The sequence below is a fragment of the Acinetobacter baumannii genome, assembly GCF_009759685.1.
Taxonomy (GTDB): Bacteria; Pseudomonadota; Gammaproteobacteria; order Pseudomonadales; family Moraxellaceae; genus Acinetobacter; species Acinetobacter baumannii.
In genome coordinates this window covers 1655970-1671901 of record NZ_CP046654.1, presented here as the reverse complement: position 1 = coordinate 1671901, position 15932 = coordinate 1655970, and the positions used below count along the sequence as shown (strand labels likewise).

Sequence of the window (15932 nt, the reverse complement as noted above, 5' to 3'; positions counted from 1 at the left end):
CTCCTCTACTCAGTTGCGCCTAGAATAGTATGCTTTCATGGAGGGTTTTCCCCCATTAAGTAATAAATTAAGAGTGCTTTAATAGACTTTTTGTAAAAATGGCTTATTTTTTCCACAAAAAAGGCGCCCTAAGGCGCCTTTTTAATGCAAGTTTAAGCTTAGAATTGTTCTGAGTTTAAAGCTTGGCTAAATGCTTGGTCTACTTCGCTGAAGTCATTGTGAAGAGCATGTTCTGCTGCTTCCGCTTCTTGACGACGACGCTCTAAGTGGTATGCAAGACCAGTACCAGCTGGAATCAAGCGACCCACTACAACGTTTTCTTTCAAGCCACGTAAATCATCTTCTTTACCTGTTACAGCCGCTTCAGTTAACACACGAGTTGTTTCCTGGAACGATGCAGCAGAGATGAATGAGTCAGTAGAAAGCGATGCTTTCGTAATACCCATCAATTGACGTTCAAACTTCGCAGGGAACTTGTTCTGAGCCAAGACAGCTTGGTTCTCTTGAACAACACGGATGTAATCCACTTGTTCACCTTTGATGAAGCTTGTATCACCACCATCGATGATATCAACTTTACGCAACATTTGACGTACGATAACTTCAATGTGCTTATCGTTGATTTTTACACCTTGGAGACGGTAAACGTCTTGAACTTCGTTCACGATGTAGTTAGTTAAAGCAACTTCACCTTTCAAGCGTAAGATGTCATGTGGATTTTGTGGACCATCAGAAATGGTTTCACCACGGTTCACATGTTCACCTTCAAACACGTTGATTTGACGCCATTTTGGAATCAACTCTTCGTAAATTTCAGAACCGTCATCTGGAGTAATCACTAAACGATTCTTACCTTTGGTCTCTTTACCGAAGCTTACGATACCAGACACTTCTGCCAAGATCGCATGTTCTTTCGGCTTACGTGCTTCGAACAAGTCAGCAACACGCGGAAGACCACCGGTAATATCACGAGTACGTGAAGATTCTTGTGGTACACGACCGATAACGTCACCCACACCAATTGTTTCGCCGTCGCGAACAGTCACAATTGTGTTTTGTGGTAAGAAGTAGAACTGTTCACCGCCATCAGTTGTATCTAATACGATTGCTGGACGTAAATCTTTACCAGAAGCAGGACGTGCTGTTACAGGCAAGATTTCAACAGTTGTCATACCAGTTGCATCATCAGTTTTCGATGTTGCAGTTACACCATCAGCAATTTGGCTGAAACGTGCTTTACCAGCAACTTCTGTTACCAATGGATGCGTATGCGGATCCCATGTCGCAACGATACCACCAGCCTCAACAAGCTCACCATCTTTCAACAAGATGCTCGCACCGTAAGGAAGTTTGTAGCGTTCACGCTCACGGCCTAACTCATCGGCAATACCAATTTCACCTGAACGTGAAACTGAAACCAAGTGGCCTTTCGCATGTTGTACAGTTTTTACGTTATGGAAACGTACAGTACCTTTGTTACGTACTTGAACACTGTTTGCAGCAGAAGTTCGGCTTGCAGCACCACCCACGTGGAACGTACGCATTGTTAACTGTGTACCTGGTTCACCGATTGACTGTGCAGCCATTACGCCTACTGACTCACCTGGGTTTACCAAGTGACCACGAGCGAGGTCACGACCATAACATTTCGCACATACACCGAATGTTGATTCACATGCGATTACAGAACGTACTTTAACTTCATCGACACCAGCCTCTTCAAGCTGAGCTGCGATTTTCTCGTCAATTAACGTACCGCGAGGTAATACAACTTCATCATCAGATGCACGACGTACATCTTCAGCAGTTACACGACCTAATACGCGGTCACGTAATGGCTCGATGACATCACCACCCTGAATGAATGGAGTCATCACTAGACCACCACTTGTACCACAATCTGGCTCAGTAATTACTAAGTCTTGTGCTACGTCTACAAGACGACGAGTCAAGTAACCAGAGTTCGCAGTTTTCAATGCAGTATCGGCCAAACCTTTACGCGCACCGTGTGTTGAAATGAAGTACTGGAGTACTGTCAAACCTTCACGGAAGTTCGCTTTAATTGGAGTCTCAATAATCGAGCCATCCGGTTTTGCCATCAAACCACGCATACCTGCAAGCTGACGAATCTGAGCCGCACTACCACGGGCACCAGAGTCAGACATCATATAGATACTGTTGAATGATTTTTGCTTCTCGTCTTCACCTTGTTTGTTTTTCACAAGTGTATAAGACAAGTTATCCATCATTGCTTTAGCAACTTGGTCGTTTGTACGCGCCCAAATATCGACAACTTTGTTATAACGTTCACCAGCAGTTACGAAACCTTGTTCAAACTGTTGTTCGATTTCACGAACTTCTGTTTCCGCTTTGTCAATAATTGTGTGTTTCGTAGGTGGAATTAACATGTCTTCCATACCTACAGATACACCTGAACGAGTCGCTTGACGGAAGCCCAAGTACATTAATTGGTCAGCGAAGATAACTGTATCTTTCAAACCAAGTTTACGGTAGCAAGAGTTGATTAACTTAGAGATGTTCTTTTTAGTCATCTCAAGGTTGATCATGTCAAAGCTTAAACCTTCTGGAACAACTTCCCAAAGTAAGCAACGACCTGGTGTTGTATCAACAATGATAGTTTGCTGTTCACGCTCACCATTTTCATTGATAACCGTTTGATGCACACGTACTTTAACACGAGCATGGATCGCAACTTGACCAGTTGCAAGTGCACGGTTTACTTCGTGAGTATCCGCAAACACCATGCCTTCACCTTTCGCGTTTACTGCATCACGAGTGATGTAGTAAAGACCCAAGACAACGTCCTGAGAAGGAACGATGATTGGCTCACCGTTTGCTGGTGACAAGATGTTGTTTGTTGACATCATCAATGCACGAGCTTCTAACTGTGCTTCAAGTGTCAATGGAACGTGTACCGCCATTTGGTCACCGTCGAAGTCGGCGTTGAACGCAGCACAGACGAGCGGGTGAAGACGGATTGCCTTACCTTCAATAAGAATAGGCTCAAATGCTTGAAGACCTAAACGGTGAAGTGTTGGCGCACGGTTCAACATTACTGGATGTTGACGAATTACAGATGCAAGAACGTCCCAAACTTCCGGAGTCTCACGCTCAACCATTTTCTTCGCAGCTTTAATGGTGGTTGCCTGACCTGAAGCTTGTAATTTTGCGAAAATGAATGGCTTGAATAATTCAAGTGCCATTTTCTTCGGAAGACCACATTGGTGAAGACGTAAAGTAGGACCTACAGTAATTACCGAACGACCAGAGTAGTCAACACGCTTACCTAACAAGTTCTGACGGAAACGACCTTGTTTACCTTTGATCATGTCTGCCAAAGATTTTAATGGGCGTTTGTTAGAACCAGTAATTGCACGACCACGACGACCGTTATCAAGCAACGCATCTACAGACTCTTGTAACATACGTTTTTCATTACGTACGATGATGTCCGGCGCTGCAAGGTCAAGAAGACGCTTCAAACGGTTGTTACGGTTAATTACACGACGATATAAGTCGTTCAAGTCAGAAGTCGCGAAACGACCACCTTCAAGTGGAACTAATGGACGTAAATCTGGTGGAAGTACCGGAAGTACGTTCATTACCATCCATTCTGGCTTGTTGTTTGAGTCTTTGAATGCTTCCATCAATTTCAAGCGCTTAGACGCTTTTTTCAACTTCGTTTCAGAAGTTGTTTGAGGAATTTCTTCACGTAAACGTGAAATTTCAGCTTCAAGGTCGATGTCTTTCAACAAGTCTTGAACTGCTTCTGCACCCATTTTTGCAACAAATTCGTCGCCGTGCTCTTCTAGAGCAGTAAAGTATTCTTCATCATTAAGAAGTTGATACTTTTCAAATGGTGTCATACCAGGATCAGTAACAACGTATGATTCGAAATACAATACACGTTCGATATCACGAAGTGTCATATCAAGTAATAAACCGATACGGGATGGTAACGATTTTAAGAACCAGATATGTGCAACTGGAGAAGCAAGCTCAATGTGACCCATACGTTCACGACGAACTTTTGCTGTAGTTACTTCAACGCCACATTTTTCACAAATGACGCCTTTGTATTTCATACGCTTGTATTTACCACACAAGCATTCGTAATCTTTTACTGGACCAAAGATTTTGGCACAGAACAAACCATCACGTTCTGGTTTGAACGTACGATAGTTGATTGTCTCAGGTTTTTTAACTTCACCATGAGACCATGACTTAATCATTTCTGGTGACGCAAGACCAATACGGATACGGTCGAACTCAACTGGCGCATGACCATCTGAGTCCGTTTTCTTACGCATGATATCGAGCAAGTCTTTCAATTTTTTTCTCCGTGTGTCGGGAAGCCTCGCTTACCCGACTGGGTCACAAATATTGTTTTTACCTAAAAAATCGTGAGTCTTACGACTTAGTCACCATTTTTTAGTTCAATGTTGATACCTAAAGAACGGATCTCTTTGGTCAATACGTTGAACGATTCAGGCATACCCGGATCCATATAATGGTTACCATCTACAATATTCTTATAGATGCGAGTACGGCCTTCAACATCATCCGACTTCACTGTAAGCATTTCTTGGAGTGTATATGCTGCACCGTATGCTTCAAGTGCCCACACTTCCATCTCACCGAAACGCTGACCACCGAATTGTGCTTTACCACCAAGCGGTTGTTGTGTAACAAGTGAGTAAGAACCAGTTGAACGCGCATGCATCTTGTCATCAACCAAGTGGTTCAATTTAAGCATGTACATGTAACCAACAGTTACTGGACGGTCAAACTGTTCACCTGTACGTCCGTCAAACAATACTGTTTGACCCGTACGTGAAATGTCAGCCAATTCAAGTAAGTCTTTAATTTGACTTTCTTCAGCACCATCAAATACAGGAGTAGCTAAAGGCACACCCGCACGCAAGTTACCTGCAAGCGCTAGAATTTCTTCATCAGTCAAGCTATCAAGATCTTCTTGCTCACCGCCGACTTTGTTATAAATCTTGTCTAAGAATTCGCGCAGTTCTAAAACTGTACGTTGTTCTTTCAACATTTTTTCGATTTTGTCACCAAGCCCTTTAGCCGCCATACCCAAGTGAGTCTCTAGAATCTGACCCACGTTCATACGAGATGGTACACCCAGCGGGTTCAATACGATATCTACCGGCACACCGTTAGCATCATGTGGCATGTCTTCAACAGGTAAGATGTTAGATACAACACCCTTGTTACCGTGACGACCAGCCATCTTATCACCAGGCTGAATACGACGTTTAACAGCTAAGTAAACCTTAACAACTTTTAATACGCCAGTCGTTAATTCATCACCTGTGGCAAGCTTACGTTTCTTCTCAGCGAATTTCTCATCGATTTCTGCGCTCTTCTCTTTCAAGAACACTTGAATTTGAGTTAAACGCTCAGCGATTGCTTCATCTGCTGGTTGAATTTCAAGTAAATCAACAAGCTCTAAACCAGATAATAAATCTTCAGAAAGTTTATCACCACGTTTAGTTGAACCACCGCCATTAGACTCTTGGCCTTTAAGCAAACGAATTACACGCTCACGAGCCGCTTCTTCGAAGATCTTGTATTCTTCTTTCAAGTCTTTACGGTAAGAATCAAGCTGTGCTTTTTCAATTGCTAAAGCACGGTCATCTTTCTCTAAGCCATCACGAGTGAAGACTTGAACGTCAATAACTGTACCTTTAGTACCAGATGGAACACGTAAAGATGAGTCTTTAACGTCAGCTGCTTTCTCACCAAAAATTGCACGAAGCAGTTTTTCTTCAGGAGTTAACTGAGTTTCACCTTTAGGCGTTACTTTACCAACTAAGATGTCACCAGCAGTAACTTCAGCACCGATATAAACGATACCTGATTCATCAAGTTTAGAAAGCGCAGCTTCACCTACGTTAGGAATATCGGCAGTAATTTCTTCTGCACCTAACTTAGTATCACGTGCTACACATGACAATTCTTGAATGTGAATAGAGGTTAAACGGTCTTCTTGAAGTACACGCTCAGATAACAAGATCGAGTCTTCGTAGTTGTAACCATTCCATGTCATGAACGCTACACGCATGTTTTGACCAAGCGCAAGTTCACCCATGTCTGTTGACGGACCGTCTGCCAAGATGTCACCACGAGCAACTTTGTCGCCCAAGTTCACGATAACATTTTGGTTAATACAAGTATTTTGGTTTGAACGCGTATATTTGATGAGGTTATAGATATCTACACCCGCCTCACCTGCAACCATTTCATCTTCGTTTACACGAATAACGATACGAGAAGCATCTACATATTCAATTACACCGCCACGGTTTGCGATTACACACACACCAGAGTCACGTGCAACGTTCGCTTCCATACCTGTACCTACAAGCGGTTTATCCGCACGTAAAGTAGGAACTGCCTGACGTTGCATGTTTGAACCCATGAGCGCACGGTTTGCGTCATCGTGTTCAAGGAATGGAATAAGTGATGCAGCAACAGATACTACCTGCTGTGCAGAAACGTCCATATGCGTTACTTTTTCAGGCGGCATACGTACGAATTCACCTTGATGACGAACAGAAACGAATTCTTCTGTTAAGTTGCCATCTTTATCTACTGCAGAGTCGGCCTGTGCAATAACAGTACCTACTTCTTCAATTGCAGATAAATATTCAACATCATCAGTTACACGACCATCTACAACTTTGCGGTATGGTGTTTCCAAGAAACCGAAGTCATTCGCTTTTGCGTATACAGAAAGCGAGTTGATCAAACCAATGTTTGGACCTTCAGGAGTTTCAATTGGACAAACACGACCATAGTGAGTTTGGTGTACGTCACGTACTTCGAAGCCTGCACGTTCACGTGTTAAACCACCAGGACCAAGCGCAGATACACGACGTTTATGTGTAATCTCAGATAATGGGTTGTTTTGGTCCATAAACTGAGATAACTGGCTTGAACCAAAGAATTCTTTGATTGCAGCAGCAACTGGTTTTGCATTAATCAAATCTTGTGGAGACAAGTTATCTGTTTCTGCTTGGCTTAAACGCTCTTTAACAGCACGCTCAACACGAACTAAACCTACACGGAATTGGTTCTCTGTCATTTCACCAACAGAACGTACACGACGGTTACCTAAGTGGTCGATATCGTCGACTTCACCTTTACCGTTACGGATTTCAACCAATGTACGTAATACATCGATAATATCTTCGTGCGATAAAATACCTTCAACTTCGCGTGACTTCTGATCAGTACCAACTTCGTAAGGACGACCTAAACGACGGTTGAACTTCATACGACCTACTGGAGATAAGTCATAGCGTTCAGAAGAGAAGAACAAGTTATTGAATAAGTTTTCAGCAGCTTCTTTTGTTGGTGGCTCGCCTGGACGCATTACTTTGTAGATTTCTACTAATGCTTCTTCACGATCACGCGTCAAGTCAGCACGTAATGTATCAGCTACGAATGAACCACGGTCAATATCGTTAGTGAACAAGATATTAAATTGCTTAACACCGCCTTCTGCCAACTTCACCATTACTTCATGGCTTAACAGAGTATTTGCAGCAATTACTTCACCATCACGTAAAGTAATATCTTCAGCAGTGATACGCTCATATAAGTATTCATCAGGAACTGAAAGCTTAGTTAAACCTGCAGCTTCCATTTGACGTACGTGACGAGCATTAATACGTTTACCTTGCTCAACAATGACTTTACCTTCATTGTCAGTAATATCAAATTGAGCCATTTCACCACGTAAACGCTCAGGTACAAGGTCAATTTGATAGCTACCCATGTCAAGATACACAGGTACTTTTTCATAGAACAAATTCAAGATCTGTTCATTGTTATAACCTAGTGCACGTAACACAACTGTAGCAAGTAATTTACGACGACGGTCGATACGTACGTAAACTAAGTCTTTTGCATCAAATTCGAAGTCTAACCATGAACCACGGTAAGGAATGATACGTGCTGAATACAACACTTTACCACTTGAGTGGGTCTTACCTTTATCATGGTCAAAGAATACGCCTGGCGAACGGTGTAATTGAGATACGATTACACGCTCAGTACCGTTGATAACAAAGGTACCATTTTCAGTCATGAGCGGAATTTCACCCATATAGACTTCTTGTTCGCGTACGTCTTTAATTGATTTAGTTTCGCGATCTTTAATAATCAAACGAATTTTAACGCGCATTGGTGCCGCATAAGTCGAGCCACGAAGAATACATTCGCGTACATCGAACTCAGGTTTACCAAGGCTATACTCAACAAATTCTAAAGCAGCATTGCCAGAATAACTTTCGATAGGAAAAACTGAACGAAATGCGGCTTGGAGACCGATATCTTCGCGGTTTTTTGGTGATTTGCCATCTTGCAAGAATGTTCTGTACGAATCGACCTGAATCGATAATAAGTACGGTGCATCCATTACTTGGGGCAATTTACCAAAATTCTTACGGATCCGTTTCTTTTCGGTATATGAGTATGCCATCTGGAGTCCTCGGAAAGTAAACCAAGCCCGCCTGCAGAACGGGCTCAGAAGGAATTACGCAGGCCGATATGGCCACCACTGTTTACAAATGCTGCAATTTTTAGTGGTATAAAAACGCTTAACAATATTTTTAAAAATGAAAAATATTGGTAAGCATTTGAATTTATTTATTTTATTTAGGCTTTCTCTAAAAACCAAACAAAACTAACAAAAATCGAGCCGATTATTGTAACGCAAAAAGGCTGATGACCCAAGAGCCATCAGCCATTTTATGGAGCCGATTTAAAAACCGACTCCTTTTACAATTACTTAAGTGTAACTGTAGCACCAGCTTCTTCAAGTTTCTTCTTAAGTTCTTCGCCTTCTTCTTTAGAAACGCCTTCTTTAAGAACTTGAGGAGCGCCTTCAACTAAGTCTTTAGCTTCTTTAAGACCAAGACCAGTTGCTTCACGAACAGCTTTAATTACAGCTACTTTGTTAGCACCGAAAGAAGTCAACTCAACGTTGAATTCAGATTGTTCTTCAGCAGCAGCAGCAGCGCCACCAGCTGGAGCAGCAACAGCTACAGCAGCTGCAGATACGTTGAATTTCTCTTCGAAAGCAGAAATTAATTCAACAAGTTCAAGAACAGTTTTTTCAGCAACTGCATTTAAGATTTCTTCGTTAGTTAAAGCCATGAGAATAACTCCAAATGGATATTGAATGGTGTGTAAAATTGATTAAGCAGCTTCTGACTCGTTTTTCTCTTTGAGTGCTGTAATGAGGCGACCCAATTTCGAAATAGGAGCTTGAAGGACAGAGGCAAGCATAGTAAGCGCTTTCTCTTGGTTCGGAAGATTAGCAATAACGCTAACATCAGCACCTTGATAAACTTTGCCGTCAAATGCAGCAGCTTTTAATTCAAATGCTTTGTTAGTTTTAGCAAATTCTTCGAACAAGCGTGCAGCTGCACCCATGTCATCTTCAGAAGTTGAAAAACCTAGAATTGTTGGACCAACAAGGTTGTCGTTCAAGATATCAAACTGAGTACCTTGAAATGCGCGTTTAGCCAAAGTGTTACGTACAATACGTGTAGTTACACCTAACTTACGAGCTTCAACACGAAGTGTTGTTAATTGCTCTACGCTTAAACCTTGATAGTCAGCAACAACGGCTGCAAACGCTTTAGAAGCAACTTCACTTACTTCTGCAACGATCTGTTTTTTGTCTTCAATAAGAAGAGCCATTGTAAAACCTCCTAAGGTGATTTATGTACCCAATGGGCACACTCCCAGTTCGTAAGTCTTTCGACTTACACGCGGAGGAGGAACAAATCACACCACCGCGTCTACGCAGGCTGGTTTATTAAGAAAATCGCTATTCGAAAATAACGTCTTTTCGCCTGAGGTCTTTGACGCTGATAAATTCTCATTTATCAATTCAAAGTCCGCCTGATAAGTAATAGATAAAGCTTTACTCTACCGAAGCAAAAGCAGAAATAACTTTTCTGTTTTATGCTTAATCCTCATCAGGACTTTAAAATTCTTTACTTAACCAAGTTAAAACTTAGTTAGAAACGTTGTTTACATCAACAGTAAGACCAGGACCCATAGTTGAGCTCAAAGTGATCTTCTTGATGTATACACCTTTAGAAGTTGCAGGTTTTAACTTTTTCAAGTCAGCAACTAAAGTTTCAACGTTTTGACGGATTGCAGCAGCATCAAAGCCAACTTGACCAATCGCAGCGTGAATAATACCCGCTTTGTCTACACGGTAACGTGCCTGACCAGATTTAGCGTTTTTAACAGCGCCAGCAACATCAGGAGTTACAGTACCAACTTTAGGGTTTGGCATTAAACCACGTGGACCAAGAATTGTACCGAGCTTACCAACAACACGCATAGCATCAGGAGCAGCGATTACAACATCAAAGTCAAGGTTTCCACCTTGGATGCTTTCAGCAAGGTCATCAAAACCTACAACATCAGCACCAGCTTCTTTCGCAGCTTCTGCTTGCGCGCCTTGAGCAAATACAGCTACACGTACAGTTTTACCAGTACCTGCAGGTAATGTAGTCGCACCACGAACAACCTGATCAGATTTACGTGGATCTACGCCAAGGTTTACAGAGATGTCTAAAGATTCTTTGAACTTTGCAGCAGGCAAGCTGTTAAGAACCTGTACTGCTTCTTCCAAAGTGTAAACTTTGTTCGCTTCAACAGCAGCAGCAATGGCTTTTTGACGTTTAGTTAACTTTGCCATGTCTTATAGCTCCACTTCCAAGCCCATAGAACGTGCAGAACCAGCGATGGTACGAACACGCGCGTCTAAGTCAGCACCAGTTAAGTCTGGTTCTTTAGTAGTCGCGATTTCTTCTAATTGAGCACGAGTCAACTTACCAACTTTAGTTTTGTTAGGTACAGATGAACCCTTTTGGATACCAGCAGCTTTCTTAAGAAGAATAGAAGCTGGAGGAGTTTTCATGATGAATGTGAACGACTTGTCGTTGTACACAGTAATCACTACAGGGATTGGAAGACCTGGTTCAACTTTTTGTGTAGCAGCATTGAATTCTTTACAGAACGCCATGATGTTTACACCACGTTGACCTAGTGCAGGACCAATCGGTGGAGATGGATTTGCTTTACCAGCTGGAACTTGCAGCTTGATATAGCCGTCAATCTTCTTAGCCATTTTAAATACCTCTGGGTACAAACGCCGTTAGGCTCCCCAATTTCTACGTAACAATACTGTTACAACAACAATGCCCGATAAAATCGGGCGCTTTTCAACCAATTAAGATTAAATCGTTTTTTCGACTTGGCGAAATTCGAGTTCAACCTGAGTTGGTCGATTAAACACGTTAATCGTCAACGTTAAACGTGACTTATCGTATTGAACCTCTTCCACCACACCTTTAAAGTCTGTGAATGGACCGTCAATAACAAGTAATTCTTCACCTGGCTCAAACATCGTCTTAGGACGTGGGGCTTCACCAGTATTACGTACACGCGCAAGAATCGCATCTGCTTCACGTTGAGTGATTGGCGCAGGTTTTTCAGGTGTACCACCAATAAAACCTAATACTTTTGGACACTCTTTAACAATGTGCCAAGTATCGTCATTCATTTCCATTTCAACTAACACATAGCCAGGAAAGAATTTACGCTCAGATTTACGCTTCTTACCATCCTTCATTTCTACCACTTCTTCGGTAGGAACAAGGACATCACCAAAGCTATCGGCAACAGCGCTACGCTGGATTCGTTCTTTAAGTGAACGCATCACTTGTTTTTCATAACCAGAATAGGCATGAATAATGTACCAACGTTTCATAGCTCTTTTACCCGATAATCAACTTAATTAACCAACCCAAACCATAGTCAAAACACCATAAAACTAATGATGCAACAACTACAACCAATAGAACCTGCCACGATGTTGTGACTGTTTCTTGTTTTGTTGGCCAAGTTACTCGACGCAATTCGACTCGTGCATCTTTCAGCAAACGAACGAAGCCTTTACCTTGATGGGTGGCGTATAATAAACCTAAAGCCACAACGATACAAGCAAAAATTACCCCAACGCGCACCCAAACATCATTTGCAGGGGCCCAATACGCTGGTAAATGCTGATTCACCATGGTAGCCGAGAGCAATAATGCAATTGCTATCACCCATAGAACGATATCTAAAGGCGAACCAGAACGAACAACTTCAGCAGAATTATTTCTTTGAGGAATTGGCGCGTCGCTCAATGCGTCACGCGATTTATCATTCGACATTTTTGTACTCGTCGTAGAACTCGCGACTTATTATATGAACAACTAAGCCAGCATCAAGCTTTTTATTTCAAAATATGGCAGGTCAGGAGGGACTCGAACCCCCAACATTCGGTTTTGGAGACCGACGCTCTACCAATTGAACTACTGACCTATAAAGCAAGTTGAGAGCCAAAGCTCTCAACTTGAGACGTAATTCGTCACTATATTATGCTTATGCAGTTACTTTAGCAACAACACCAGCACCTACAGTACGACCACCTTCACGGATTGCAAAACGTAGACCTGGGTCCATTGCGATTGGGTGGATTAATTCTACTGACATTTCAACGTTGTCACCTGGCATTACCATTTCAACGCCTTCTTTCAACTGGATTGCACCAGTTACGTCAGTTGTACGGAAGTAGAACTGTGGACGGTAACCATTTAAGAATGGAGTGTGACGACCACCTTCTTCTTTAGAAAGTACGTATACTTCTGCGTCGAATTTAGTGTGCGGCTTGATTGTACCTGGTTTAGCAAGTACTTGACCACGTTGTACTTCTTCACGCTTAGTACCACGAAGTAAGATACCACAGTTCTCACCTGCACGGCCTTCGTCAAGAAGTTTACGGAACATTTCTACGCCAGTTACAGTTGTTTTAACTGTATCTTTAATACCAACGATCTCTACTTCTTCACCAACTTTGATGATACCAGCTTCAACACGGCCTGTTACTACTGTACCACGACCAGAAATTGAGAATACGTCTTCGATTGGCATCAAGAATGCTTTGTCGATTGCACGCTCTGGCTCTGGGATGTAAGAGTCAAGTGCTGCTACAAGAGCAAGAACTGATTCTTCACCGTAAGGACCAGCTTCACCGTTAAGCGCTGCAAGAGCTGAACCACGGATTACTGGAGTGTCATCACCTGGGAAGTCATAAGTAGAAAGAAGTTCACGTACTTCCATTTCTACTAATTCAAGTAATTCTTCGTCATCAACAAGGTCGCATTTGTTTAAGAATACGATGATGTAAGGTACACCTACCTGACGAGAAAGAAGGATGTGCTCACGAGTTTGTGGCATTGGACCGTCAGTTGCAGCACATACAAGGATCGCGCCGTCCATCTGAGCAGCACCAGTGATCATGTTTTTAACGTAGTCGGCGTGGCCTGGGCAGTCAACGTGTGCGTAGTGACGAGTTGGAGAATCGTATTCTACGTGTGATGTATTAATTGTAATACCACGTGCTTTTTCTTCAGGTGCTGAGTCGATTTGTGAGTAATCTTTCGCTTCACCGCCGTAAGTTTTTGCACAAATTGTTGCAATCGCAGCAGTTAAAGTTGTTTTACCATGGTCAACGTGACCGATTGTACCCACGTTTACGTGTGGTTTATTACGTTCAAACTTGGCTTTAGCCATGATGATCTTCCTCGTTTACGTCGAACCACCTACAAATGGCGCTGAGCTAACTCAGTTTATCGACATATCGCCTAAAAAAAACTAGACACCTAATACTTGAAAAGCAGACTATATAGCCTGCTTTTTGAAAACTTTGTGGAAATCCACATTAAACTTTAATATCTGGAGCTCTTATCGAGATTTGAACTCGAGACCTCTCCCTTACCAAGGGAGTGCTCTACCACTGAGCTATAAGAGCGACTATCCTTCGATGGAGCGGGAGACGAGGATCGAACTCGCGACATGCAGCTTGGAAGGCTGCCGCTCTACCAACTGAGCTACTCCCGCAACGTTGGTAATAACCACTTCACTCGAAGTTTAGAGATGGTGGTGAGAGAAGGATTCGAACCTTCGAAGCTTTCGCAACAGAGTTACAGTCTGCCCCCTTTGGCCGCTCGGGAATCTCACCAATATCGCACTTATCTACAGTGCCGTTCTTTACTCAATTAACTTAACACTTTAAAATGGTGCCGGCACACGGATTCGAACTGTGGACCTACTGATTACAAGTCAGTTGCTCTACCAACTGAGCTATGCCGGCGTTTCTTAGTGTTTCGTACGTTTCGTATCGGAACGGTGTGCAGTTTAGCAAAACTTCCAAACGATGCAAGCGGTTTTTTTAAAAAAACCGCTAAAAACTCATAAAATCAATCCGTTTGATGATAATTCAACCGCTTTGATCACTGCGCGAGCTTTTATTTGGGTTTCATTCCACTCAGATTCTGGATTTGAGTCAGCAACTAGCCCTGCACCAGCCTGTACATACACCTTTTTGTCACGGATAACACAAGTACGGATTGCAATCGACATATCCATTTCACCATGCCATCCCAAATAACCAACAGCCCCGCCAAAAACTCCTCTTTTCACAGGCTCTACTTCATCAATAATTTCCATTGCACGAATTTTTGGGGCACCTGATAACGTTCCTGCCGGAAAGGTGGCTTTAAATACATCAAGTGCATCGATATCATCACGCACTTCACCTTGTACATTTGAAACAATATGCATGACATGTGAATAGCGCTCGATCACCATTTGATCCGTAACTTGGACCTTACCTATTTTTGATACGCGCCCTACATCGTTTCGCCCAAGATCAATCAGCATTAAATGTTCAGCAATCTCTTTTTCATCAGAAAGCAAATCTTTTTCTAATGCTATATCTTCTTCTTTAGTTTTACCGCGCGGTCTAGTTCCTGCCAAAGGTCGAACTGTAGCAATACCATTTTCTAAACGAGATAAAATTTCCGGTGATGAACCAACAATATGAAATGGTTTTTTATCAGTAATCGTTTGTCCTTGAACCAAGAATAGATAAGGTGATGGATTTAAATGACGTAATGCACGGTAAACCTGTAAAGCTTCTCCATCAAAATCAGAAACCATACGCTGCCCAGGTACAACCTGCATCACATCGCCTGCACGAATATATTCTTTAACCTTCTCTACCGTCTCTAAGAATTTTGCTTTACCAGTAATTGATTCAAAATGCGGAGGCGTATGTGGTCGCGCTTGCAAACTAACTGGAGTCGCCAACAACTGTTCTAATTGATCTAATTTTTGTTGAGCGTCTTCATAAGCATTACTCTGCTCTGTATCCGCATGCACAATTAAAAATAGCGTATCTTTAAGATTGTCAAAAACAATGACTGTCTTTGAGAGCATCAACCATAAATCTGGCAGCGTAATCGGATCAGCCGCAGGTACATTCTTTAAACGTGGCTCGATGTAGCGGACAGCATCGTAGCCCAAATAACCCACCAAGCCGCCCGTAAAACTTGGTAAGTCTGGTAAGAGTTTAGCCGTAGGAACTTTAAATTGTTTTTGGAATTCGCGGATATATTGGAATGGGTCTAGACAATTTTGCTGTGTTACTGATCCGTTAGCATGTTGTATAGATAAAACGCCAGCGTTACAGGAAAAAACTGTTGTTTCCCCTAAACCAATCATAGAGTAGCGCGCCCAGTTTTCACCCCCTTCAACAGACTCAAATAAGTAAGCCTGTGTTTGATCCTTAAAACGAGCAAAAACAGATAATGGGGTTTCTGTATCCGCTAAACGTTGACGATAAACAGGAATAGTATTGTAACCAGCAGCCTTAAGTTGCTCGAATTGCGCTAATGTAGTCATGAATCTTCTCTAATATGGTTTCGATTTAAAAGTGTGTTTTTCTAGATTCGGTTTAGACACGCCATCGA

10 protein-coding genes and 5 tRNA genes are annotated in these 15932 nt (G+C 42.3%); all 15 read right to left on the bottom strand.

The genetic code is table 11. The features are described from left to right. Nucleotides 1-158 precede the first annotated feature (158 nt). Nucleotides 159-4352 carry a DNA-directed RNA polymerase subunit beta' gene (gene rpoC, locus GO593_RS07960; RefSeq protein WP_000653927.1) on the bottom strand — a complete coding sequence of 1398 codons (4194 nt, stop codon included), beginning with the start codon at nt 4350-4352 and terminating at the stop codon, nt 159-161. Between the two features lie 86 nt (nt 4353-4438). Further along, nucleotides 4439-8527: a DNA-directed RNA polymerase subunit beta gene (gene rpoB / locus GO593_RS07955; RefSeq protein WP_000331899.1), complete on the bottom strand. Its 4089-nt coding sequence runs from the start codon at nt 8525-8527 to the stop codon at nt 4439-4441. A gap of 305 nt (nt 8528-8832) precedes the next feature. Beyond that, the gene (gene rplL, locus GO593_RS07950; RefSeq protein WP_001229360.1) at nt 8833-9204 is read right to left on the bottom strand and encodes a 50S ribosomal protein L7/L12; all 372 of its coding nucleotides are present in this window, start codon (nt 9202-9204) and stop codon (nt 8833-8835) included. 42 nt (nt 9205-9246) lie between these two features. Next, nucleotides 9247-9753: a 50S ribosomal protein L10 gene (rplJ, locus tag GO593_RS07945; protein WP_001196213.1), complete on the bottom strand. Its 507-nt coding sequence runs from the start codon at nt 9751-9753 to the stop codon at nt 9247-9249. Nucleotides 9754-10072: 319 nt separating this feature from the next. Continuing rightward, nucleotides 10073-10768: a 50S ribosomal protein L1 gene (gene rplA / locus GO593_RS07940; RefSeq protein WP_001096694.1), complete on the bottom strand. Its 696-nt coding sequence runs from the start codon at nt 10766-10768 to the stop codon at nt 10073-10075. Between the two features lie 3 nt (nt 10769-10771). Then, nucleotides 10772-11200 (bottom strand): 50S ribosomal protein L11, encoded by a 429-nt coding sequence (rplK, locus tag GO593_RS07935; RefSeq protein WP_001074682.1) that lies wholly within the window; start codon nt 11198-11200, stop codon nt 10772-10774. A 108-nt stretch (nt 11201-11308) separates the two neighbouring features. Continuing rightward, complete coding sequence (gene nusG, locus GO593_RS07930) at nt 11309-11842, bottom strand: transcription termination/antitermination protein NusG (RefSeq protein ID WP_000832994.1); 534 nt, start codon at nt 11840-11842, stop codon at nt 11309-11311. A gap of 7 nt (nt 11843-11849) precedes the next feature. Continuing rightward, nucleotides 11850-12290: a preprotein translocase subunit SecE gene (secE, locus tag GO593_RS07925; RefSeq protein WP_000063880.1), complete on the bottom strand. Its 441-nt coding sequence runs from the start codon at nt 12288-12290 to the stop codon at nt 11850-11852. A gap of 75 nt (nt 12291-12365) precedes the next feature. Continuing rightward, nucleotides 12366-12441, bottom strand: a tRNA-Trp gene (locus GO593_RS07920). A 60-nt stretch (nt 12442-12501) separates the two neighbouring features. Beyond that, nucleotides 12502-13692 carry an elongation factor Tu gene (gene tuf, locus GO593_RS07915; protein WP_001029610.1) on the bottom strand — a complete coding sequence of 397 codons (1191 nt, stop codon included), beginning with the start codon at nt 13690-13692 and terminating at the stop codon, nt 12502-12504. A 163-nt stretch (nt 13693-13855) separates the two neighbouring features. Then, a tRNA-Thr gene (locus GO593_RS07910) sits at nt 13856-13930 on the bottom strand. Nucleotides 13931-13943: 13 nt separating this feature from the next. After that, a tRNA-Gly gene (locus GO593_RS07905) sits at nt 13944-14019 on the bottom strand. 37 nt (nt 14020-14056) lie between these two features. Then, a tRNA-Tyr gene (locus tag GO593_RS07900) sits at nt 14057-14140 on the bottom strand. 56 nt (nt 14141-14196) lie between these two features. Beyond that, nucleotides 14197-14272, bottom strand: a tRNA-Thr gene (locus GO593_RS07895). A gap of 98 nt (nt 14273-14370) precedes the next feature. Further along, a complete protein-coding gene (trpE, locus tag GO593_RS07890) occupies nt 14371-15864 on the bottom strand; it encodes an anthranilate synthase component I (RefSeq protein WP_000209091.1) in 1494 nt (497 codons plus the stop codon). Between the last annotated feature and the right edge of the window lie 68 nt (nt 15865-15932).